The organism is uncultured Rhodospira sp. (genome assembly GCF_937138205.1).
Lineage (GTDB): Bacteria > Pseudomonadota > Alphaproteobacteria > Rhodospirillales > Rhodospirillaceae > Rhodospira.
The window spans coordinates 1-23542 of the sequence record NZ_CAKZOT010000068.1; the positions used below are offsets into that span (position 1 = coordinate 1).

General features: G+C 69.3%; 20 protein-coding genes. 7 read left to right on the forward strand and 13 right to left on the reverse strand.

Features of this window, described 5'->3' with window-relative positions; translation table 11 throughout:
- Positions 1-74 precede the first annotated feature (74 nt).
- The 12 genes from Q0309_RS09270 to Q0309_RS09325 form a co-directional block, all read right to left on the reverse strand.
- Complete coding sequence (locus tag Q0309_RS09270; RefSeq protein ID WP_299439843.1) at positions 75-2012, reverse strand: cobaltochelatase subunit CobT; 1938 nt, start codon at positions 2010-2012, stop codon at positions 75-77.
- Positions 2013-2086: 74 nt separating this feature from the next.
- On the reverse strand, positions 2087-2566 hold the full coding sequence (locus Q0309_RS09275; protein WP_299439845.1) for an L-2-amino-thiazoline-4-carboxylic acid hydrolase: 480 nt from the start codon (positions 2564-2566) through the stop codon (positions 2087-2089).
- 17 nt (positions 2567-2583) lie between these two features.
- Entirely contained in the window at positions 2584-3909 is a 1326-nt protein-coding gene (locus Q0309_RS09280) for a TRAP transporter large permease subunit (RefSeq protein WP_299439847.1), read from the reverse strand.
- Between the two features lie 24 nt (positions 3910-3933).
- A complete protein-coding gene (locus tag Q0309_RS09285) occupies positions 3934-4488 on the reverse strand; it encodes a TRAP transporter small permease subunit (RefSeq protein WP_299439849.1) in 555 nt (184 codons plus the stop codon).
- A gap of 384 nt (positions 4489-4872) precedes the next feature.
- Positions 4873-5961 (reverse strand): TRAP transporter substrate-binding protein DctP, encoded by a 1089-nt coding sequence (dctP, locus tag Q0309_RS09290; RefSeq protein ID WP_299439851.1) that lies wholly within the window; start codon positions 5959-5961, stop codon positions 4873-4875.
- Between the two features lie 143 nt (positions 5962-6104).
- Entirely contained in the window at positions 6105-6800 is a 696-nt protein-coding gene (locus Q0309_RS09295; protein ID WP_299439879.1) for a GntR family transcriptional regulator, read from the reverse strand.
- A 246-nt stretch (positions 6801-7046) separates the two neighbouring features.
- The gene (locus Q0309_RS09300) at positions 7047-7970 is read right to left on the reverse strand and encodes a hypothetical protein (RefSeq protein ID WP_299439853.1); all 924 of its coding nucleotides are present in this window, start codon (positions 7968-7970) and stop codon (positions 7047-7049) included.
- A 6-nt stretch (positions 7971-7976) separates the two neighbouring features.
- The gene (locus Q0309_RS09305) at positions 7977-8747 is read right to left on the reverse strand and encodes an SDR family NAD(P)-dependent oxidoreductase (protein WP_299439855.1); all 771 of its coding nucleotides are present in this window, start codon (positions 8745-8747) and stop codon (positions 7977-7979) included.
- Entirely contained in the window at positions 8740-10131 is a 1392-nt protein-coding gene (locus Q0309_RS09310; RefSeq protein ID WP_299439857.1) for an acetoin dehydrogenase dihydrolipoyllysine-residue acetyltransferase subunit, read from the reverse strand. The genes Q0309_RS09305 and Q0309_RS09310 overlap by 8 nt, the downstream gene beginning before the upstream one ends.
- An 18-nt stretch (positions 10132-10149) precedes the next feature.
- A complete protein-coding gene (locus Q0309_RS09315; protein ID WP_299439859.1) occupies positions 10150-11121 on the reverse strand; it encodes an alpha-ketoacid dehydrogenase subunit beta in 972 nt (323 codons plus the stop codon).
- Complete coding sequence (locus Q0309_RS09320) at positions 11122-12135, reverse strand: thiamine pyrophosphate-dependent dehydrogenase E1 component subunit alpha (protein ID WP_299439861.1); 1014 nt, start codon at positions 12133-12135, stop codon at positions 11122-11124. It abuts the gene before it with no gap.
- Between the two features lie 110 nt (positions 12136-12245).
- A complete protein-coding gene (locus Q0309_RS09325; RefSeq protein WP_299439863.1) occupies positions 12246-12941 on the reverse strand; it encodes a GDSL-type esterase/lipase family protein in 696 nt (231 codons plus the stop codon).
- 200 nt (positions 12942-13141) lie between these two features.
- Here Q0309_RS09325 and Q0309_RS09330 point away from each other — a divergent pair, with 200 nt between their 5' ends.
- Positions 13142-14149: a hypothetical protein gene (locus tag Q0309_RS09330; protein WP_299439865.1), complete on the forward strand. Its 1008-nt coding sequence runs from the start codon at positions 13142-13144 to the stop codon at positions 14147-14149.
- Here Q0309_RS09330 and Q0309_RS09335 read toward each other — a convergent pair.
- Positions 14109-14750 (reverse strand): class I SAM-dependent methyltransferase, encoded by a 642-nt coding sequence (locus Q0309_RS09335; RefSeq protein WP_299439867.1) that lies wholly within the window; start codon positions 14748-14750, stop codon positions 14109-14111. The two genes, Q0309_RS09330 and Q0309_RS09335, sit on opposite strands and share 41 nt — an antisense overlap.
- A gap of 228 nt (positions 14751-14978) precedes the next feature.
- Between Q0309_RS09335 and Q0309_RS09340 the strand changes: the two genes are divergently transcribed.
- The 6 genes from Q0309_RS09340 to Q0309_RS09365 all read left to right on the forward strand — a co-directional run.
- Entirely contained in the window at positions 14979-16343 is a 1365-nt protein-coding gene (locus Q0309_RS09340) for an efflux RND transporter periplasmic adaptor subunit (RefSeq protein ID WP_299439869.1), read from the forward strand.
- Entirely contained in the window at positions 16340-19504 is a 3165-nt protein-coding gene (locus tag Q0309_RS09345) for an efflux RND transporter permease subunit (protein WP_299439871.1), read from the forward strand. Before Q0309_RS09340 ends, Q0309_RS09345 begins: the two co-directional genes overlap by 4 nt.
- 182 nt (positions 19505-19686) lie before the next feature.
- Complete coding sequence (gene pal, locus Q0309_RS09350; protein ID WP_299439873.1) at positions 19687-20172, forward strand: peptidoglycan-associated lipoprotein Pal; 486 nt, start codon at positions 19687-19689, stop codon at positions 20170-20172.
- A gap of 270 nt (positions 20173-20442) precedes the next feature.
- Positions 20443-21237: a tol-pal system protein YbgF gene (ybgF, locus tag Q0309_RS09355; protein WP_299439881.1), complete on the forward strand. Its 795-nt coding sequence runs from the start codon at positions 20443-20445 to the stop codon at positions 21235-21237.
- Between the two features lie 20 nt (positions 21238-21257).
- Positions 21258-22685 carry a tRNA lysidine(34) synthetase TilS gene (gene tilS, locus Q0309_RS09360; protein WP_299439875.1) on the forward strand — a complete coding sequence of 476 codons (1428 nt, stop codon included), beginning with the start codon at positions 21258-21260 and terminating at the stop codon, positions 22683-22685.
- Positions 22686-22752: 67 nt separating this feature from the next.
- The coding region (locus Q0309_RS09365; RefSeq protein ID WP_299439877.1) for an ATP-dependent metallopeptidase FtsH/Yme1/Tma family protein at positions 22753-23542 on the forward strand (790 nt) is incomplete at its 3' end.

Genomic DNA, 23542 nt, shown 5'->3' on the forward strand with positions numbered 1-23542 from the left:
GCGTCGTCGGCGGCGTCGCCGCCTCCAGACGCACCCTACGACGGCTGCGAACAGGGCGGCGACGGGCAGGGCGGTCAGATCACGCCCGAGGTCGCCTGCGACGGGGAGAAGGTCGGGCGCGCGGGGGGCGGGGCCATGGTGCCCTTCAACTGGGCCTCGTCCTCGAAAAGGTCGAGCAGCTGCGACATCATGACGCCGCCCAGGTCCTCGGCGTCCATGATGGTCACCGCGCGCCGGTAGTAGCGCGTGACGTCGTGGCCGATGCCGATGGCCACCAGTTCCACCGACGAGCGGTTCTCGATCATGCCGATGACGTCGCGCAGGTGCTGTTCCAGGTAGTTGCCGCTGTTGACCGACAGGGTCGAATCGTCGACCGGCGCGCCGTCGGAGATGACCATGAGAATGCGCCGCGCCTCCGGCCGGCCGAGCAGGCGCTGGTGCGCCCACAACAGGGCCTCGCCGTCGATGTTCTCCTTCAGGATGCCCTCGCGCAGCATCAGGCCCAGGTTCAGCCGCGCCCGGCGCCACGGCGCGTCGGCGGCCTTGTAGACGATGTGGCGCAGGTCGTTGAGGCGGCCGGGGGCCGTCGGCTTGCCGTCGGCGACCCAGCGTTCGCGCGACTTGCCGCCCTTCCAGGCGCTTGTCGTAAAGCCCAGGATCTCGACCTTGACGCCGCACCGTTCCAGCGTGCGGGCCAGCACGTCCGCCGACAGGGCGGCGACGGAAATGGGTCGGCCGCGCATGGAGCCCGAGTTGTCGATCAGCAGAGAGACCACGGTGTCGCGGAACTTGGTCTCCTTCTCCTGCTTGTAGGACAGCGAGTTCATCGGATTGGCGACGATGCGCGCCAGCCGGGCGGCGTCCAGAATGCCCTCGTCCAGGTCGAACTCCCAGGCGCGCTGCTGCTGTGCCATCAGGCGCCGCTGAAGGCGGTTGGCGAGACGGGCCACCATGCCCTGCAGGTTCGTCAACTGGCCGTCGAGCTGGGCGCGCAGGCGGTTCAGCTCCTCGGGATCGGCCAGATCGGGCGCCTCGATGATCTGATCGTGGACGGAGGTATAGGGGCGGTACAGCGCCTGACCCGGATCGGCCGGGTCGGCGTTGTGGCGGCGCGACTGGGGGGTGCCGCCCGGCTCCTCGGTGCCCTGGCCGAGCCGCATGGCCTCGGCGGTGGAGTCCATCTCCTCGTCGCCGGTCTCGCCCTCGGACTCGCCGGCGTCCATGCTGGGCGGGCTGTCGGGGCCGGCGGCGGACACGCTGTCGGGGGGCTGGCCCTGGCCCTCCTCGGCGTCGCTGTCGGTGTCGTCGTCGCTGTCCTCGTCGGCCGCCTGGTCGGACGGATCCGGCTCGCTGTCGACAAACGGCTCCAGGCCCAGGTCGTCGATCCAGCGGCGCACGGCGCGGGCGAACGTGGCCTGCTCGCCCAGGGCCAGTTCCATGGCGTCCAGGCGTTCGGGGGCGGCGTCGAGGCGGCGGCGGGCCATGTCCAGAAGGCGGGCGCCGGTCGCGCCCAGGGGAATGTCGCCGAAGCGGTCGAAGGCGAGCAGGCGGGCGGCCTCGCCCGGCGGCAATTGGTCGGGGTGGCTGACGCGGTCGTAGCCGTCGGCGACGAGGCGGTCCTCCAGCGCGCGGGCGACATTGTGCGCGACCCCGGGCAGGGCGCGGGCGCCCAGCGCCTCGACCCGCGCCTGTTCCAGGGTGTTGTAGACCTCGGCCGCCTCGGGCGCCGTCGGCATCAGCGTGCCGTGCACGCGGGTGTCGTGATGACGCAGCCGCATGGCCAGGCCGTCGGCGGTGGCACGCAGGCGGGTGACCTGCTCCACGTCCAGGCGACGCGGCGGTTGCGGCAGGCGCGCCTGACCTTGGCCCGCCTGGGCCGTGCCCGGGGCGAAGGTGACGGTGACGTCCTTGGTCGCCGACAACGCCCGCAGGCACGACGAGGTGGCGCGCTTGACGGTCTCGGTGGCGGCTTCGGCCGCGTGGTTCTGGCCGGTCCGGGGAGGCGGGGTCATCAGGGTCCTGGGGGTTCGAAAATCGTCGCCCCAGACCTAGTCCGTTGGCGGGATGGGTGCAAGCGCTCCGGTGGTCACGCCTGCCGGCGATAGCGGAAGGTGCAGCAGGGCGCGCCCTGGGCGATGGTCTGGGCGCGGTCAAGCGTGATGTCGGGATCGTAGGCCTGGGCAAAGGCGCCGTCGCGATTGCACGACAGGACGTCGGCGATCTCGCCCAGGCCCATGTCGCGGTACATCTCGACGAACCGGCAGCGGGTGACATCGAAATCGAGGTGGTCCGGCCCCTCGCTCAGGACGGTGGCCTCGACGCCGCCCTCGATGCCCCGGTCGAGGTAGGTGCGGCGGAACAGGGCGGTGAACCGCTCCATCGAGGGCTCGCCGTCCGGTTCGGCATCGGCGGCGCGCCTGGCCTCGGCCTCGGCGCTGCGGGTGATGGCGCGGGACAGCAGCGCGCGGGCGCGGTCAACGCCGAGCTCGGCCACCAGGTCCTCGTAGATCGGCTTGATCACCTCGCCCTGGATGCGACGGCGTTCGATGTTCGGCAGGTCGGTCATGACCGCTCCAATGCTCCTCAGAATCCGGTGACGAGCACCGTGGGCAACCATGTGGCCAGCGGCGGGAAGGCGATCAACAGCGCCAGCACCACAATCTGGCACAGAATGAAGGGCAGCACACCGATGTACATCTGTCGGGTGGTCATGTCCGGTGGGGCGATGCCCTTCAAATAGAAGATCGACGGCGCCATGGGGGGCGTCAGGTACGAGGTCTGCAGCATCACGAACGACAGCATGGCGAACCAGACGGGATCGACGCCATAGCTGTCCAGCAGCGGCACGAAGATCGGCAGGCAGATCAGCAGCACCGACACCCATTCGAGGATGAACCCGGCGACGAAGAGGATCGCCAGCAACAGGAGCACGACGCCCAGGCTGTCCAGCGAGATCGCCTCGACCAGCGCCCGCACCACGTCGTTGCCGCCCAGGCCGCGAAAGATCGAACTGAACATCGACCCGGCCACGACGATCATCAGGATCATGCTGGTCAGCCGCACCGTGGTGTGGAAGGCATCCCATACCATGGAAACGGTCAGCCGGCGGTAGAGGGCGGCCAGCAGCAGCGCGCCCAGGGCGCCCACCGAGGCGGCCTCCGTGGGGGTGGCGATGCCCGCCAGGATGGTGCCCAGCACGGCGACGATCAGGGCACTGGGGGGCAGCAGGCCGACCACGGTCAGGCCCAGTTTGCCGGCCAGCGTCATGCCCTCGCCCTCGGTGTCGGTGTAGGGCACGGCGGGCGGGCGGATCACGCCGCGCACGGCGATGTAGAGCATGAACAGCCCGACCATCAGGATCGCGGGCAGGATGGCGGCGGCGAACAGCTTGCCGACCGACTGGTTGGCGACCGAGGCGTAGACGATCAGCACCAGCGACGGTGGGATCATGGTGCCCAGCGAGCCGCCGGCGCATACCGTGCCGGCGATCAGATCGTTGCGATAACCCAGGCGCTGCATGGCCGGGATGGCCATCATGCCGATCATCACCTCGACGGCGCCGACGATGCCGGTGGTCGCGGCGACCAGGGTGGCCATGGCCATGGCGGTCAGCGCCAGGCCGTTGGGCCAGCGGCCGACCCAGATCTGCACCACCCGGAACAGGTGCTCGGCGATGCCGGAGCGCTCCAGCAGGCAGCCCATGAGGATGAACGGCGGCACGGCGGTCAGCAGGAACTGCGACGCCGTCGTCTGGATGATGTTGAACAGCTGGATGCCGACCCGGTGGTCATACAGCACCCAGCCGAACAGGAACCCCACGACGATGAGGGAGAAGGACACCGGCATTCCCAGCAGCAGCAGGGCGATGGCCGCCGGGAACATCAGGACGGAGAGGATCTCGGTCTCCACGGCGGCAGGCTCCGGCTGCGGGGCTTAGGACTGCGGTTGTAAATGGGGCGGGGATTGGGCCGGGTCGCGATCGCGGCCTGCCAGACGCAGGACGCTTCGCACACCCTCGGCCAGCGTCTGGAGCAGCAGGCCAACGAGGCCCAGCGCCAGACCGGTCAGGAACGGCCAGATCAGCGGCTCCCAGGCGCTGGCCGTCTCCAACGTACCGCGCTCCCACGCCCGCCAGGCCTTGGTCACGGCGTAGTAGGTGCCGAAGCCGAGGACCGGCGCAAAGACCGCCAGAAAAAAAACGGCCTGGACCGCGTGCCGCAAGGCCGGCGGCAAGGCTTGCCAAAAGATGTCGATGCGCACATGCCCGTCCCGCCGCAACGTGTGCGCCGCGGCGAGCAGGAACAGGCTGCCGTTCAGCATGGTGCTGACATCGTTGGACCAGATGGTCGGCGCGTTGAAGACGTGCCGCGCGATGATTTCGTACACCGTGGCCAGGATCATCACGCCCATGAGGCCGACGGCCAGCGCGGCGGTTGCATCGGACAGCCGATCAACCCAACGCAACAGGGTGTGCAGGGTGTGGGTCACGTCGTCCTCCTGGCCTGCCTGGCGATCCGAGTCACACATCCGCGAAGGCAGCGCTCACCACCTGCACCCCTCCCGACCTCCCCCAAGAATGGGGCTAAACGATTCACACAACTATTCTTCAGCCTGTCATTGCGAGGAGCGAAGCGACGAAGCAATCCAGGGCGGATATTGGTGACGTCCGCTCTGGATTGCTTCACCCTCGTCTTGCGACGAGGGTTCGCAATGACGGAGCATTTTGCCGTAGCAGCTGCAATTCACGGCTTGGCGGGTATAGAAGTGTGAGCATGATAGTTACGTGGGGGAGGAGACAGGGAGGCCCCGTCCGATAGGCTGGAGAGCCGACCGAAAAACAGGGCGTTGGGCGGACCGTCCGTCGTTCCGGGATCAGGGCCGGTGATCCATGACCAGATACGTGCTGTTGGCGCGCCAGTAATCCTGGAAGTCGAACACCGACTTGGCCAGGCGCATCGGCAGGTCGTCGCCGTTGGCCTCGGCTTCCTCTGCCTTGCGCATGGCCCAGGCGCGCGACGTCTCTTGCGCGTCCTGTATGAACGCGTCGTCCAGGCGTACGAACTCGTTGCCGCCGGCCTGCAGCTCTTCCATGGCGTCAAGGTCACGGACGATCATGTTTTGCAGGCTACGGTAGGTGGTCAGTTCGGCCGCCAGTTCCATCTTGAGCTGGATGTCCTCCGGCAGGCTGTCCCAGGTCTCCGCAAGCATGACCGTCTCGAACGCCCAGGACGGCGCCTGAATACCGGGGTAGATGATGTACTTGGCGACCTCATGAAAGCCAATCTTGGCGTTTTCCGACGGGATGGAGTACTCGGCCATGTCGATCCCGCCCTTCTCCAGCATCCCGTAGATCTCGGAGCCGGCGACGACGGTCGGCGACACGTCGTAGGGTTCCTCGATGATGGCCGCCCAGTTGCCCAGTGTGCGGAACTTCTTGCCTTTCAGGTCGGCGGCGGTGCGGATCGGTTCGTTGGCGTGGGCGAAAAACTCCGAGGGACCAAGCCCGGTGACCAGGGCGTGCATCCCCATCTTCTCGCGGCGGTGTTCCTGCCACAGCTCCAGGCCGCCCGCGTGGTACAGCCACGGCAGATAGCTGTCGACGCCGAGCCCGGTCGGGAACGAGGCCACCATGGCGTTCACCAGGTCGGACGTGCCGAGCAAGATCGGCGATGTCTGCGCCATGTCGATCAGGCCGTCGCTCACGGCGTCGTGCAGCTTCAGAACGCTGCCGACGGTGCCGGCCGGCAGGATGTCGATCTCCACGCGGCCATCGGTCATGTCCGCGACCAGATCGACGAAAGGCTTGGCGATGTCGCTGTAGTAGATGCTGTTCTCGCTGGCGATGATCGCCATCCGGAACTCGTAGTCGGCGGCATGGGCCTTGGCGCCGGGCAAAACAGTGCCTGCAAGGCCGATCATGACCGCGGCGGCCATCGTGCCCGGTCTGGTCCAGTTCGTCATGGTGCCTGCTCCCAGAGTGTGACGGATACGGAAGAGTCGATCGAGACGCGGTGTTGGCGTGATGTCGGCTTGGTCGTGGAGGCGCCGGCCAATGGGATGGGTTCAGGGCCTTGTCTTGAGCGTGGTTTGGTCCAGCCGCTCCCTTACTCCGACGTCCCACGAAGGAACTGTTCATGGCCGCGAATGGTGTTCAGCAACGCGGTGCCGGAAATGTTGATGTCGGCCTCGACCGCCCTGGCGAATCGTTCCATATCGCGCGCTTCCAGGGCGTCGATGATTTCGACGTGGTTCCGGATGCCAAGATTGGCTTGCCCGTGTTCGGGGTAGAGTAAATGCAGGTACGACCCGGTCTTGAGCCAAGAGTTTTCGATCAGGCGGGTCAGGGTCGGCATTCGGGCCTGTCGATAAATCTCGAAATGGAAATGCCAATTCAGTTCGATCACATCCCGAAATGAGTTGTCCGAGTAGGCCTTGACCAAACGTTCGTTGATCTCGCGAATGCGGTCGATTGTCTCGTCCGTCAGGTGCTGCGCGCCTTCGCGCGCCGCCGCGCCCTCCAGCGCCAGGCGAATGACCATCAACTCCCGCACCCGTTCCTCGTCCAGCACCGGTACCGAGACCGTGCCGCTGGGGCCCATTTCCAGGGCGCCTTCGGAAACGAGGCTGTACAGGGCCTCGCGCGCCGGCGTCAGGCTGATGTCCAGCGAGCGCGCCACCGACCGGATGGTCAGCTTCGCCCCGGGCTCGAAGCGCCCCGCCATGATGGCGATGCGCAACTGCTCGCGCGCCCGTTCGGCGAGCGTGCCCGGCCGGTCCATGGGATCAAGGTGCAGGTCCATATCGCTCAACGGGGGATCCTCCGCCCGGTACGCCGGCGCGCGCCAGCTTCCATACAATACTTCGCAAGCGGAACGACCCGATGACGGCCCCGCGCACTGGTCGGCTCATGAACATCATTCATGATCGGGACCAACACGATCCCGCGTCCAACATCGGAACGACGCGGCATCAACCGACAATCCCGCCCGACTTTCATCTGCCCTTTCGTGCGACTGTGGCGGGTTCGAGGGAGTGCCGTCAAGCCCTCAGGGGTCGCGGTGCCCCGACAAAGGAACACCTAACGGGGATTGATGGTTCCGGCGGACGATCTCGTTTGTGTGCCACCAAGGAATGTGCAGGTCCAGCCAGGCGGACATGCGCCCGCAATAGGTGATGATATCGCGGAGGGCATCATCAAGGGGTGCATCCGGCTCGTCGAGGGATTCGCGCCCGGCCCGCAGGACCGCGCCGGCCTCCGTCAGGTGGCAGTATCCGACCACGCGGTCCAGGGTCAGGTCCAACACCTCCCGGGCAACCGTGGCGCGCGTCGGGTCATCGTGGCCGGCGGTATTACGCCACAGGCGCCACAGGAGTTCCTGCGTGCGCCGAAACTCCCCCTCGGCGGTGGCCAGCGGACCGAACGGGATGTTGAGGCCGTCGCGGGCCAACAGGGCTCGCAGCTCGGCGGGCTCCTCCGCCCAGGCGCGGTGCCGGCCCGCGCGCAGGTGCGCGAACGCGCTGTCGCTCTCCTCCACCACTGGCAACGGCGGCGCGGCGCCGCTGTCCTGCCCGGGGAAGAACAGGCGCGCCGTGAACATGGTCTGTCCGTGTTCGCGGCGCTGGGTGTCGGCGAACGCCCGCAGCCAGTCCAGAGGCTCGGTCAGGTGGCCCAGCAGGGTCACCGCCGCCGTCTCGGCCTGCAGGGCGTCGTAGGTCAGTTCCATGTATTGCCGGTCGGGATAGTACAGGAACGCTCCGGGCGGCAGCGCGTGAACGTCGGTGCCGCGCTCCAGGGTCTCCAGGATCGGCGTCGGCCAGTAGATGTGGCAGCCGGCGATCTTGGCGCAGTGGATCGTCACCTCGGCCGGCAGCCAAGCCTTCAGCGCCGCCAGGGTGCGCGGCGCGGACTCGGGCGCCAGGGCGATCGGATGATCGCCCCCCTCGCAGCGGAAGATCAGGCGGTCGGCCATGGGGTGTTACCGCTTTCGGGACCGAATGTAGCCATTGGCGATCCACCCTCCGTCGACGGGCAGAATGGTGCCGGTGGTCATGGCGGCCTCGGGGCTGGCGAGGAAGGCACAGGCGGCCGCCACCTCCTCGGGCGTGGCCAGCCGGCCCAGGGCGGCGCGGGCCTCGACCCCCTCGCGGTCGTACAGGCCCCTGTCGATCACGCTCTGCAACAGGGGCGTGAGCACGCCGGTCGGCGCTACCACGTTCACGCGGATGCCGCGCGGCCCGAGTTCCATGGCCAGGGCGCGCGCCAGATTGTGCACCGCGCCTTTCGAGGCACAGTAGGCCGAGCGGTCCGGCGCGCCACCCTCGCCGTAAACCGATCCCAGCAGCACGGCCCAGCCGCCAGTCTCGGGCATGGCCGGCACCGCCGCGCGCACCGTCAGCCAGGTGCCGGTCACGTTGATGTCGTTCACTTCGCGGAACTGCTCGGGGGTCAGCGTCGTGATCGGCGCGATCCGCGTCGTGCCGGCCGAGGTCACGACGCCGTCCACGCCGCCAAATGCCCGCACCATCGCCTGGACCGCGCGGTCCAGGTCGGCCGCCTCGCGGACGTCCCCCGTCACCGCCAGAATCGACTCCGGGTCCCCGCCGAGGGCCGTTTTGGCCTCCGTCAGGTCGCTGCGGCCGAACAGGCACACCCGGGCGCCGTCCGCCACGAAACGCCGCGCGATGGCGAATCCCAGGCCGGTGCGCGCCCCGGTGATGAGAACCCTTTTGCTTGATGCGTCAGGCAACGTGCACCTCGTGCGTGAGGACATCCGTGTCCGGCGGCCCGGGACAGGCTTCTGCGGTTGCGATTAAGTCCCGAAGCACGCTCGTGACGATAGCCGACGCTTCAAGGTGTGGCAAGTGACCAACCGCCGGCAGCAGGTGCAGCGCCACATGGCCCGGCGCGCCCAGCGCCTGCTGCCAGGGCAGAACCTCGTCGGCGCGGCCCCAGATCAGGCGGGTGGGTACGACAACTCTGCGGAGCAGGGGCGTCACGTTGAACGCCTGTGTGCCGTTTGGGAACAGCCGCGCCGCCAGCGCCGCCTGGCAGGCCCGAATGTGAGGCGCGGCGCGCGTGGCCATGGCGGCGCGGACGTAGCCGTCGGTGATATGGCTCGGATCGACCACCAGCCGCAGCAACCACGGCGCCAGGCTGTCCGGGCTGGCGGCCCGGCACAGGCCGTCCAGGATGTGGCTGTCGACCTCGACGCCCAGGCCGGCCGGCGCCAGCAGTCCCAGGGAGCGGACCATGCCCGGGCGCTGGTCGGCCAAGGCCAATGCCACCGCCCCGCCCAGGGAATGCCCGATCACATGCACCGGACCTTCGTTCAGGGAGTCGAAGGCCTCCAGGACCGGGCGAACGAAATCGTGGAAACTGGCGTAGCGGTCGTGGGGCGAGCGTCCGTGGCAGGGCAGGTCCAGCCGGATGACCGGGTGGTGCGCGGCCAGGTCCCGTTCGATCGGATGCCAGACCGACGAGTCCCCGGCGAATCCGTGCAGCATCAGGACCGGTGTGCCGGTCTCGATCCCTGTCCGCGTCACCCGCAAGGGGAACGGGGTGTCCGGGAAACAGCTTGGTGCCTGTGCGTCCGCGTCCAGCGGCGATGCGGCCATGGCGCGCACCGCGGCGCTGACATCCCGCAGCTTGATCCGCCCGCCGGGTCCCGTGCCGACGATGCCCTCAAGGCCCAAGCCCATCGCTGCTGCCCGGCGGCGCGCCGCCGGGCTGGCGATGATGCGGTCTTCGTCGTTCGCGCGCACGACGGGATCGTGTCCGGGGCGGGCGTCATCATCGGCCTCGCGCGGCGCGGGGTCCGCCGGAGTGTTCGGCTCCGGTGTGGGCGCCGGGGCGTCCGCGCCGCCGGCGATCAGGCCCAGAGGCTGGGTGACGGCCACCTCGTCACCGACCAAAGCAAGGATCTCTCCCATCACACCGTCGCAAGGAGCCTCGACCTCCGTGGCCGCCTTGGCGGTTTCCACCACGGCCACCACCTGGCCGTGTTCAACGGCATCGCCCGGCGCCACGCGCCATTCGATCACCACGACGCGGTCCATGTATTCGCCGCTGGCGGCGCCGACGAGGATGGGCGTTCCCGGGGAGGCGGCATTGGGGCTGTCTGGTGCGGTCATGGCGGTCGGTTCCATGGCTCAGGCCAGCGCCTTCAGCGCGGCCTCGACGATCCGGTCGACGGTGGGAATGACGGCGCTCTCCAACGGTTCGGAAAAGGGGATCGGCATGTCGCGGGTGGCGACTCGTTCCACCGGGGCGTCCAGGTCGTCGAAGGCGTGGTCCATGATGGTGGCCGACAGTTCGGCGGCGTAGCCGCAGAAGCCCCAGTCCTCGTTGATCACCACCGCGTGGTGGGTCTTGGCGAGCGACTGGGTGATGGCCCCAAGGTCGAGCGGGCGCAGCGTGCGCAGATCAATCACCTCGGCGGAAATGCCGGAGCCGGCCAGCTGCTCGGCGGCGGCCTCGGCCTCCAGCACCATGCGCGAGGTGGCGATCAGCGAGATGTCGGTGCCGGACCGCGCGAGCCGGGCGCGCCCGATCTCGGTCGGCCCCTGCTCGTCGGCGACCTCGCCGCGCGTGTTGTAGAGCCGCTTGTGTTCCAGCACGACCACCGGGCCGGGGTCTCGGATCGCCGCCAGCATCAGGCCCTTGGCGTCGGCCGGCGTGACCGGGGCCACGACCTTCAGGCCGGGGATGTGGGCGATGAAGGCATCCAGTGACTTGGCGTGCTGGGCGCCGGTGCCGAGGCCGGCGCCGCCCTGCGTGCGCACGACGAACGGCATTGTGACTTGATCGCCCCACAGGTAGCCATAGACCGAGGCTTGGTTGACCAGCGCATCCAGGGTCAGCGGCATGAAATCGGCGTACATGATCTCCAGGATCGGCCGGGTGCCGGTCATGGCCGCCGACACCGCCATGGCGGTCAGGGACTGCTCGGAGATCGGGGTGTCGCGCACCCGGTCGCCGAATGCCTCCCACAGGCCCCGGGTGACCTGGAACACGCCACCGTAGGTCGCGACATCCTCGCCGAACACGAACACGGTGGGGTCGTCCGTCATGGCCTCGTGCAGGGCGGCGTTCAGGGCCTCAGCGTAGCGCATCATCGCCATTCACGCATCCTCCGTCACGCGATCCGCCGGCCCGGCATGGGTCGCGCTGGCGGCGTGTGGGACGAAGCGGGGATAGGGGTCGGCCTCGGCCGCCGCCACGGCCGCGATGACCGCCTCGGCGGCGCTTTGCTCGACGTCCTCCACTCGCGCTGTGCCCAACGCGTCGACCAGGGTCGTGCGCGACCGCACGATGGGATCGCGGGCCGCCCACCGCTTCCGCTCCTCCGACGCCTGATAGCCGCCCTTGTCGGAGGTCGAGAATCCCTCCATGCGGTAAGTGCGGGCCTCGATCAGGGTCGGGCCCTCGCCCCGGCGGGCGCGTCCGGCGGCCCGCGCGACCGCCTGGAACACCGCCACCACGTCGTTGCCGTCGATCTGCTCGCCCGGCATTCCATACGCGGCGGCGCGGACGTGCAGGTCCGGCACCGAGGACTGCGCCGAGTGGTGTGCCGTCAGGCCGTATTCGTTATGTTCCAGAAGGAAGACCACGGGCAGCCGCCACAGCGCGGCGATGTTCATGGATTCGTGGCAGATGCCGGTCTGGGCCGCGCCGTCCCCGAACACGGCCAGCGCCACCCGGTCCTGCCGCAGCATCTGGATCGACAGGGCCATGCCGGTGGCGGCGGGAATCGAGGCACCGACGATGGCGTTGCCGCCCATCATGCCGTGCGCCGCCGAGCCGACCAGCATGTGGCCGGCCCGGCCGCCGTTGTAGCCGGTCTCACGCCCCAGGATCTCCGCCACCACGCGGCGCGGGTCCAGGCCCTTGCCGATGTAGATGGCATGACCCCGGTGTGTTGTAGTCACATAGTCCTGGGGGTCGAGCGCCGCCGTCGCGCCGACCCCGACGGCTTCCTGGCCGTCGCAGCGGTGGATGGGACCCCGCGTCCGCCCGGCCTTGTGCAGGACGCCGAGTTGCTCCTCCAGCGTCCGCGTCACCACCATGAGGCGATGCATGTCCACGTGCTCGTCCAGGGACGGTCGATTCTGGGGGGTGGCCGGCGCGGCGGTCATCCAAAGTGTCTCCGAGGCTGCGTAATATGTTATAACGCGTAGCATCTTGGGCGAGCGCTTGGCTACAACAATCCGCATTGGAGTATATTGTGGGCGGAACCGCCAGCACTTCAAGCCGGTTCTGTCCGAGCCACCACGTTGGGGCCGACCTGGGCCGCGATGGCTGTCGCCAGGGCAGCGTGATCGGAGTCGGTGAAATGCACGCCGTCCGCGCCATGTGCCGGGCCGCCCAGCGCGTCCCCGACCTGCACGGCCGGCAGGCCGGCGGACTGGGCGGCGCGGGCGAGCACGGGGCCGAGCTGGCGGGAGGCCGCGTGGCGGCCGCCGAAGCTGTCCTCCGTCCACGGCGCCAACGGCCCCAGCGGCGCTGGCGCCACCACGCACACGCGCGGCGGCGGATAGACGCTGGCGGGCGCGCCGCCGGTGATCAGTCCGGCCAGGGCCATCACGCTGGCGGCGATGGCCTCCGGCGGGCGATCAAAGCGGGTCTTCAGATCATTGGTCCCCAGGGCCAGGATCACCAGATCGACCGGCATGGCCTTGACCAGGGCCGACGGCAGATGGGCGCGGCCGTTGAAGTCCTCGGGCCGCAGGGGCGTGAAGATCTCCGCCGCCACGGGGTCGTCGAGGTCGGTCGTGCGGGCGGGGACGGCATCGACGCGCACCTGGACGCCCGGACCCAGCCGCGCCGCCAGCGCCTCCGGCCAGGAAACGCCGGCCGGAAAGCGATGCAGGGGACGGCGCTCGGTCGCGGGGACCCACCCCCAGGCGTTGGAGTCGCCGAAGACAAGGACGCGGGCGGTCATACGCGGGCTCCACTATGGGCGAACGGGGGTGAGTAGGCGGGGCGGGGGCAAGCCCCACATGCCCGGTTTGCCTTGGGTACATGGGGGGACGCAACGTCTCCGTCATCGGGTGGCCATCGGATTCTTGGCTTGTGCCCGGCCCGGCGGTGGACAATGGTGCCCGCCACAGGCCCACTGCACAGCGTCGTCTGGATGGAGCCATGGACTCGAAGACCTCGGACGGTGACCTGCCGGCCATTCCCGTGCTGGACATTGGCGACGGCGGTGCTCCGGCCCTGCTGGCGGCGACGCGTGAGCGGGCGGACCGGCTGCTGGCGGTGACGCGACGCACCTATCCGACGCCGCTGTTGCGCTGGGCCGATAGGCTGTGCGCCCGCTGGCTGGCGCGCAACGAGACGCCCTACGCCTTGGAGATGCACCAGGTGGCCCGGGACTTGGGCGTGCCGGGGGCGCTGGCGCTGAACCTGTCGCACCAGTGGGCGTGTACCGCCGCCGCCGCGCCCGAGCCGGACAGGGGCGGCGTGACGCTTCTGCGCACGCTGGACTGGGCCATGGCTGACCTGGGCGCGGCCGTGGTGGTGGCTCGACTGCGCGGCCCGGCCGGGTCGTTCCTGGCGGTGACGTGGCCCGGCTATGCCGGGGTGCTGACCGGGCTGGCGCCGGGCCGGTTCGCCGTGGCGCTCAACCAGGCGCCGATCAGCGGCCCCGGCTTGCGTCCGCTGCGCTGGGTGAAGGATCGGCGGGCGGTGTGGGCCAGCACCGCGCCACCGCCGGACCACCTTCTGCGGCACGTTCTGGAGACCGCGCCCGACGCCAAGACCGCCCTGCATCGCCTGTGCGAGACGCCGGTGTGCGTGCCCTGTATCCTGACCGTTGCCGGCGTGGACCGGGCCGAGGCCTGGACCATCGAAAAGGACCGCACCGGCGCCCGCATCCGCCAGCACCCGGCGGTGGCCGCCAACCACTGGCGCGCCGAGATTCCCTGCCACGCCCGGGGGCGCGACAGCTGGGGCCGCTGGCGGGCCATGGTGGCGGCGGTCGAGGCCGGCGAACGCGATCTGGCCTGGCTGCGCCCGCCCATTGTCTGGTCCGCCACCCGCCTGGCGGTCGAGGCCAACGCGGCGAGCGGGTCCCTGCTGGTGCAGGGGATGGAGGGCGCCCGGTTCGTCACCCAGCGGCTTCGGCTGGCCGATCCGCTGACGGGCTGAGGCGCCGGCCGACCAGCCGCGTGGTGTGCGCCCGGCCCTGGTGGTGACGCCCCTCGTCCAGGTCGATCTCGCCGTGGTCCAGCAGGTCGATCTCCAACAGGCCATCATAATCGGCGGCCAGCGTCTCGGGGTCGTACAGCATCTCGGCGTCGGGTGGTCCGCCGGTGCCGTGGCGGATCTGGTCGGGGTGAAACGCCTCCTGGATCAGCACGCCGCCGGGCACCAGCGCCCGCGCCATGGCCCGATGCACGATCCGCCGCGCGTCCGGGCGCAGATGCAGGAACAGGCAGGCGACGGCGTCGTACTGGGCCTCGGGCCAGTCCCACGCCGTCAGGTCGGCGCAGGTGGTGCGCAGGGTGACGCCCCGGTCCAGGGCCAGCTTCATGGCCTTCTGCAGGGCCACCGGGGACAAGTCCACCGCGTGCACGCGCATCCCCTGGCCAGCCAGCCAGACGCCGTTGCGGCCCTCGCCGTCGGCCACGGCGAGCACAGACAGGCCCCGGTCGAGCCGATGGCGCTGGCGCACCAGGAAGGCGTTGGGCTCGACTCCATAGAGGTAGCCACGGTCGGCGTAGCGCTGGTCCCAGAATTCGGCGGTCATGATCGCTCCGGCATGGTGGGTCGGGAACACAGGGCGCGAGGGGCTCTCGCATGATGTCCCACGATGTAATACCTCTGGCGAAGTTTCGACACAGGACGGGAGCTGAATGTCCCCCGTCCGCCCTCGGCGCGGCCGGATGCGTTGACCCGTGTCAAGGTCGCCGGAAGCTCGGTATTGCAGGGTCGCGATGATCCAACGCCCGTCCCGTTCTTCAGGAGCACCACCCCCATGCTCGGTTTCGTGAGCCGCCACTGGCGAAAGACCCTGGTCGTGCCACCCGTGGCCCTGGGGGTCGCCCTGATCATGGTCATGGCCGGCGGCAAGGCGCCGCCGGTGCGGGCCGAGGGCGCCGAGGTGGCCCGCCCCGCCCGCGTCATCGCCGTGCCGGCCGTGGACCTGGTGCCCCGGGCCACCGGCTTCGGTCAGGTCACGCCCGAGCATGTCTGGCAGGCGGTGGCGCAGGTGGCCGGGCGCTTGGTGGAGGTGCATCCCCGGCTCAAGCGCGGCGCGATCCTGGAGAAGGGAACGGTCGTGGCCCGCATCGATCCGTCGGCCTACAAACTGACGCTGCGCGAGCGCGAGGTCGAACTGCGGGAGCTGGAAATCGACGAGCAGAACGCCCGCTCCCTGATCGACATCCAGGAACGGGCGGTCGAGGTGGCGCGGCGCGACCTGAACCGCCAGCGCGAGCTACGCGGTAGTGGGGCGGCATCCCAGGCTGCCCTCGATCAGGCCGAAACGGCGCTGCTGAACGCCGAGCAGAACCTGCAGAACCTGCGCAACACGTTGAACCTGATCCCGGTGCAGCGGGCGCTGGCGCAGGCGCGGCTGGAACAGGCCCAGTTGGATGTGGAAAACACGACCCTGACGGCGCCGTTCGACATCCGCGTGGCCAAGGTCAACGTCGTCGAGTCGCAGTTCGCCACCGTCGGCGAGGTGCTGGCCGAGGGCGACAGCATCGACGTGGCCGAGGTGGAGGCGCAGTTCACGTTCAATGAACTGGCGCCGCTGATGCACAACATCAGCGGCGACGCCATGCGGCGGGCGGCCAGCGAGAACCGCATTGGCGCGGCCCTGGAGGCGGAGGCCGTGGTGCGGCTGCTCGGCGGCGGCGAACTGGCGCAGGTGGTGGAATGGCCGGCCCGCTTGGTGCGGGTCTCGGATACCGTGGATCCCCAGACACGGACCTTCGGGGTCATCGTCGCCGTCGAGGGAAGCTATCAGTCCGCCCGGCCCGGGGTCCGTCCCCCGCTGGTCAAGAACATGTTCGTCGAGGTGGAGTTGCGCGGGCAACCGGTCCCGGGCGTGATCATTGTGCCCCGGCTGTCCGTCCACGACGGGCATGTCTATGTGCTGGACGATGCGGATCGGCTGGAGAAGCGCCCGGTGCGGGTCCACGCCGTGCAGGGTGATCTGGCGGTGGTCGCCGGTGGCCTGTCCGAGGGCGACCGGCTGGTGGTGTCTGATCTGATCCCCGCCGTGGAGGGGATGCTCATCGAGCCGCGTCCGGACCCGGCCGAGCGTGCCCGCCTGATCGCCGCCGCCGAGGGCCGGGCGAAGGATCGGGCGCCCGGACCGGAGGCGCCCCGATGATCGCCTACTTCGCGCGCCACCCGACCGCCGCCAACCTGATCATGCTGGGCATCCTGGTGCTTGGGTTGGCCGCCCTGCCCAGTCTGCAGCGCGAAACCTTCCCCAAGCTGGAGCTGGACAAGGTCCAGATCATGGTCGTCTACCGGGGAGCGACCGCCGAGGAGGTGGAGAACGCCATCTGCCAGCGTCTGGAAGAGGCGGTCTCCGGCATCAACGACCTTGAGGAGACCACCTGCGAGGCCACCGAGGGCAGTGGCACGCTGACCGCCGAAATGCGCGAGGGCGGGGACATCACGGCCTTCGAGAATGACATCAAGACCGAGGTCGAGGCCATCACCAGCTTTCCCGACGACGCCGAGGACCCGGTCGTGCGCACACTGGGGCGCACCGACTTCGTCGCCTCGGTGGCCATCACCGGCGACATGGCGGCCACCCACCTGAAGGGCTACGCCGAGGAGGTGAAAAACCGCATGAACGAGGCCGGCCTCGGGCAGGTGGAGATCAAGGGCTTTTCCGACCGCCAGATCCGTATTGAGCTGGCCTCCGAGACCCTCCGGCGCCACGGCTTCAGTCTGGCCGATATCGCCACCCTGATCGAGCGCCAGAGCCAGGACCGCCCTTCCGGCCGTGTCGAGACGGAGGACGGCGAGGTGATCGTGCGCTTCGCCGACGAGCGGCGCTCGGTGGCGGCCTTCCGCGATCTTGTGATCGTCGCCGGCGACCAGGGCGGTGAACTGCGCCTGGGCGACATCGCCACCATCACCGACCGGTTCGAGCGTGACGAGATCAAGGTGTTGTTCAACGGCCAGCGCGCCGCCCTGTTGGACATCACCAAGACCCGTGCCGAGGACACGCTGCGGGTGATGGACCGGCTGACCACGTTCCTGGAGCAGGAACGCGACCGCGCGCCGGCCGGTGTCACCCTGTCGGTGACGCGCGATTCGGCGTCCATCGTCAACGACCGCCTGACCATGCTGGTCGACAACGGCGTCCTGGGCCTGGGGCTGGTGTTCCTGACCATGTTCCTGTTCTTTTCGCCGCGGTTCAGCTTCTGGGTGGCCATGGGCCTGCCGGTCTCGTTCATGGGTGGGCTGTTCCTGATGGGCGTTCTGGGCCTGACGCTGAACATGATCACAATGGTGGCGTTGCTGATCGCCGTCGGTCTGTTGATGGACGACGCCATCGTCATTTCCGAGAACATCGCCCGCCACCTGAAGGCCGGGAAGGGACCCTACGAGGCGGCCATCGACGGCGCCCGCGAGGTGATGCCGGGCGTGGTGTCGTCGTTCGTCACCACCATCTGCGTGTTCGGCGCCCTGGCCTTCCTGAGCGGGACCATGGGGCAGATCCTGCGTGCCCTGCCCATGGTCCTGTTGCTGGTGCTTCTGGTGAGCCTGCTGGAGGCTTTCCTGATCCTGCCGCACCACCTGGCCCATTCGCTGGAGAAACGGGCGGAGAAGCCGTTGTCCGGCTGGCGGCGGCGTTTCGAGGCCGGGTTCGACTGGGTGCGCGAACAGATCATGGGCCGCCTTATCGACGGGGCCATCGCCTGGCGCTACCTGACGTTGGGGGTGTTGCTGCTGATGTTCCTGGCCAGCCTGTCACTGATCGCCGGCGGGCTGGTGAAGTTCCGGGCCTTCCCGCACCTCGACGGCGACACCATCCAGGCCGAGATCCTGCTGCCGCAGGGAACACCCCTGGACCGCACGGAGGCGGTGGTGGACCGCGTCGTCACGGCCATCGACACGGTGGGCGAGCGGCTGTCGGCGCGGCTTTCCGCGGGTGCCCGCGAGGGCGATCGCCCCGACGGCCCGGATGGGCCGCTGATCGAGAACATCGTCACGCTCTTCGGCGTCAATAGCAGTGCCGCCGAGAGCGGCGCCCACGTGGCCACCGTGAGCGTGGACCTGGTTGGCTCCGACCAGCGGCCGGGCCTGCCAGCCACAACGGTCGCCAAGGCCTGGCGCGACGCGGTGGGCGAGGTGCCGGACGTGCTGTCCCTGAAGTTCGGCGAGCGTCAGATCGGACCCGCCGGCCGGGCCATCGAGATCCGCCTCAAGGGCCACGACCTGCAAGCCCTGAAGGCCGCCTCGCTCGAGCTGCGGCAGTGGCTGGAGGGGTATGAGGGCGTTCACGACATCATGGACGACATGCGCCCGGGCAAGCCGGAGGCGCGGCTGCGGCTGCGCGACGGCGCCAGCGCCCTTGGCATCCGCGCCGATACGGTGGCGCGGCAGATCGCCGCCGCCTTCCAGGGCGTGACGGTCGACGAGATCCAGGTGGGCGACGAGGCCTACGAGATCGATGTGCGCGTCCGTGCCGAGGATCGGGATTCCCTGGCCGACCTGGACGGCTTCATGGTCACCACGGAGACCGGCGACACCATTCCCTTGACCAACGTGGCGGTCATTGAACGCGCCCGTGGCTTCGCCCGCGTCAATCGCGTCGACGGGTGGCGGACCATCACGGTGATTGCCGATGTTGACGACGCGGTGGCCAACTCCCAGCAGATCGTCGACCACACGCGCGCCGCGTTCTTTCCCCGCCTGCTGGAGCGGCACCCGGACGTGCGCCCCGACCTGGAGGGACAGACGGCGGAGATGGTGGAGACCATGGGCTCCATGCAGCGCAACATGGCGGTCGGGCTGATCGGCGTGTTTCTGCTGTTGTCGTTCCAGTTCCGCAGTTATGTCGAGCCGCTCACCGTCATGGTGGCCATCCCCATGGCGCTGGTCGGGGCCATCCTCGGGCATCTGGCCCAAGGGCTGGAACTGTCCATGCCGTCGATGATCGGCCTGGCCTCTTTGGCCGGGGTGGTGGTCAACGATTCCATCCTGCTGGTGATGTTCATCAAGCAGCACCGGTTGCGCGGTGGCAGCGCCGCCGAGGCGGCCGGGCAGGCGGCACGGGCGCGCTTCCGCCCCATTTTGCTGACCTCGCTGACCACCATCATGGGCCTGACGCCGCTGTTGGCGGAGACCAGCCTGCAGGCGCAGGTCATGATTCCGCTGGCCACCAGTCTGGCCTTCGGCCTGAGTTCGGCGACGGTGCTGGCGCTGGTGTTGGTGCCGGTGGTCTATGTCATCCTTGACGATCTGGGGTTGGCCCGGCGGGTGCGGCCGGAGGACGTGAGACAGGCCGGGGCCGCAGCGCCGGGTTAGCGAAAGAACCGCCCGAATCCCCGCGCCTTCCCTGTTGTCTTCCGCGACGGGTTTCGGATACAACGCCAAGGTCTTTGTCCGATGTCCGCTCGGGCCGTTGGCCCGTGTCCAATGGGCGGGTGTTCCCTCCGCGACCCCGTGGACCTTACGACGATCCTTCATCGTCCTGGAGATTGCCATCCATGAAACTGAAAGCCCTCTTGGTCCTGGCCGTCGCCACGGCGCTGGCGGCCTGTTCGTCGACCCCCGAAACCGACTCCGGCCAGACCGGCGGCGGCGCCGCGCCGGTGACCGCGCCCAGCGGCCCGGCCGCCGGCAGCCAGCAGGAATTCGTGCAGGAGGTTGGCGACCGCGTGTTCTTCGCCTTCGACTCCTACAACCTCGACAGCCAGTCGCAGCAGGTCCTGCGTCGTCAGGCGGCGTGGCTGCAGCAGTACGGTCAGTACTCGGTGGTCGTCGAAGGCCACTGTGACGAGCGCGGCACCCGCGAATACAACCTCGCCCTTGGCGACCGCCGGGCCAATGCCGTGAAGAACTATCTGGTGTCCCTGGGCGTCCCGTCGGGCCGCGTGCGCACCATCTCCTACGGCAAGGAACGGCCGACCTGCACCCAGTCCAACGAAAGCTGCTGGTCGCGCAACCGCCGTGGTGTGACCGAACTGCAGTAGATGACGGTGTCCGGCGCGGGGGCCTCCGGGGGCCGGACATCACACCCGTACAGCCGGTGATGCGCGAACGGGGGCGCGCGACCGGGTGGCCAAGCAGGGTTCGGAAAGGCGCCTTCCGCCGGGAGGGCGCCTTTTTCGTGTCATGAACGTGCGTTAGGTCGCACGATGCACGATGCACGATGGATCGGGTGCCGAGTCAGGACGGGAGCAACCGCCATGCCTTTCTTCATCGCCCCTGGGATTACGGCCAGGACCCTTTGCAGAACCGTGATGGTGTGCGCCGCCGCGCTGATGGTCGTCGGCGTCATGGCGCCGGGCGCGCCGGCCCAGGCGCAGGACCAACGCGCGCTGATCGCCGATATGCAGGTGCGGATCACGCAGCTTGAGGATCTGGTGCGCTCGCTGACCGGCCAGCTCGAACAGGCGCAGCACCGCACCCGCCAGCTTGAACAACGGGTCGACCTTCTGGAGCGCGAACAGGACATGCGCCTTGGCGGCGCGGCGGGGACGGAAGCCGCGCCGGGGACCTCCGGCGCGCCGTCGGATCCCGCTTCCGGGCCGGCCCTGGCGCCGGACACGGGGGTTCTGGGCTACCTGCCGCAGCCGGCGCCGGGCGAAGGCCGGTTGACGTCGCCGGCCCCGCCTCCGAGTGGGGGGGCGACGGCGGCGGCCCTGCCCCCCGGCCCACCGGAGCAGCAGTACCAGCACGCCTTCTCGGTGTTGCGCGAGGGGGATTACGCCGCCGCCGAGCGGGCCTTCTCCGCCTTCGTCCAGACCCACCCCAATCACACGCTGGCCGGCAACGCCCAGTACTGGCTGGGCGAAACGCACTATGCCCGGGGCGACTACGAAAGCGCCGCCGTGGCCTTCGCCAAGGGGTACAAGGAGTACCAGGACGGCTCCAAGACGCCCGACAACCTGTTCAAGCTCGGCATGTCGATGTCGGCGCTGGGCAAGAACCGCGAGGCCTGCGCCGCGTTCCAGAAGCTGCGGGCCGACTACCCCAACGTTTCCGGCACCCTGCAGCGTCAGGTCGCCGACCAGATGGCGCGCAACGGCTGCTGATCCCGGGAGCACCACCGGGCATGGCGCATGAGGCGGACAGCGCGCGGCCCCTCGGCCCGGCGGAGGTCGAGGCCCTGATGGCGCCGCTGGGGCCGTTCGGTCCACGGCCGCATCTGGCGGTGGGGGTGTCGGGCGGTCCGGACAGCCTTGCCCTCGCTTTGCTGACGGGTGAATGGGTGGCGGCGCGGGGCGGGCAGGTGACCGCCCTGACGGTGGACCATGGCCTGCGGCCGGAGGCGGCGGACGAGGCACGCACCGTGGCCGGGTGGATGGCGGCCGCCGGTCTCGCGCACGAGATCCTGACCTGGGCCGGCCCCCCTCCCGCAACAGGGGTGCAGGCAGCGGCCCGCGCCGCCCGGTTGGGCCTGCTGGAGGACTGGTGCCGCCGGCACGGCGTGCTCGACCTGCTGCTGGCGCATCATCGGGACGACCAGGCGGAGACGGTCCTGCAACGGCTGGGGCAGGGCAGCGGGCCCGATGGCCTGGCGGGCATGGCGCCGGTCTCCTACAGGGGATTCGTGAGGGTGTTGCGGCCATTCTTGCCGGTCCATGGAGCGCGGACCCGCGCCACGCTGCGAGCGCGCGGGCAATCCTGGATCGAGGACCCATCCAACGCCGACCCGACCTATCAGCGGGTGCGGCTGCGCCGGCTGGGTCCGGCGCTGGACGAGGCCGGGGTGACCGCATCCGGTCTGGCCCTCGCCGCCGGCCGGTGCGCCGAGGTCCGGGCCGAGCGGGACGCCCGCCGGAATGCCCGGCTGGCCGACGCCGTGATCCTTGATGCGATGGGCTTCGCCCGGGTGGACATGGCGGCCCTGCTGGCGCCGCCGGACAGCGAGGCGCGGGCCGCCCTGGGGCGCCTGCTGGCGTGCGTGGGCGGCCTGCCACGCCCGCCGCGTGATGCGCCGCTGGAACGGCTGCGCCGCCGCCTGCTTGGTCCTGAGCCGGCGCCGGCCGGCATGACGCTGGGACGATGCCACATTGCTCCGTGTCCGGGCGAGCCGCCGGGCCTGTGGTTGGTGTGCCGCGAGGCCCGCCATTTGCCTCAGCCTTTGGACCTGCGGGCCGGGGACGCGATCCACTGGGACGGTCGCTTTCGTATCACCGTCGAGCACGACGCCGCCTCGCCGGCGCAGTTTTTTCTGGCGCCGCTGGGCGATGAAGGGTGGCGTACGGTCGCGCGCCCTCTTGCCCAAGCGGGGGAGCTTCGCCTCCCCGACGTGCCCGCGCGGGCGCGTCCCGGTCTGCCCGCGTTGTGGAGATGTGACGGGACCGTTTGTGCCGTGCCCCACCTGCGGTACACTGACCAGTCTGATTGTGCGGGGTGGTCCGCCCAGGCGCGGTTCGCGCCGCTTGTGCCGATGACGGTGGCGAGCGCGGGGGCCGCGCGGCGTGACTTGCATGGTCTCTCGCGCAGCCTATGTGATATCGACGATCACTCTCACTGACCGATGGCGAGGTGGCCGCGTACGGCCCAGGTTCGTCCCGGTCGCTCCAGGCGAAGGGCTTCAAGCTTTGAATTTCAGCCGCAATCTTCTGATCTGGATCATCATTTCGGTCCTGCTGGTGGCGTTGTTCAACGTCTTCCAGGGCTCGGCGCCACAGACCGCCGGAAGCCAGATCTCCTATTCCGAGTTCATGAACCGGGTTCAGAACGAGGAAGTCCAGGATGTGACCATCAAGGGCGAAACCATCACCGGGACCCTGGTGGGCGGCGGGCAGTTCTCGACATACGCGCCGCCCGACTCGAACGTGGTGCCGACCCTGCGCGAGCACGGCGTCAACATCTCGGCGCTGCCGGCGAACGATGATTCGCCCACGTTCTGGAGCATCCTGATCTCCTGGTTCCCCATGCTGCTGCTGATCGCCGTGTGGATCTTCTTCATGCGGCAGATGCAGGGCGGTGGCGGCAAGGCCATGGGCTTCGGCAAGTCGCGCGCCAAGCTGCTGACCGAGCGCACCGGCCGGGTGACGTTCGACGATGTGGCCGGCATCGACGAGTCCAAGTCGGAACTGGAAGAGGTCGTCGAGTTCCTGCGCGATCCGCAGCGCTTCCAGCGCCTGGGCGGCAAGATCCCCAAGGGCGTGCTGCTGGTCGGCCCGCCGGGCACCGGTAAGACGCTGCTGGCGCGGGCCATCGCCGGCGAGGCCAACGTGCCGTTCTTCACCATTTCCGGCTCGGACTTCGTCGAGATGTTCGTCGGTGTGGGTGCGTCCCGCGTGCGCGATATGTTCGAGCAGGGCAAGAAGAACGCGCCGTGCCTGATCTTCATCGACGAGATCGACGCCGTTGGCCGTCACCGTG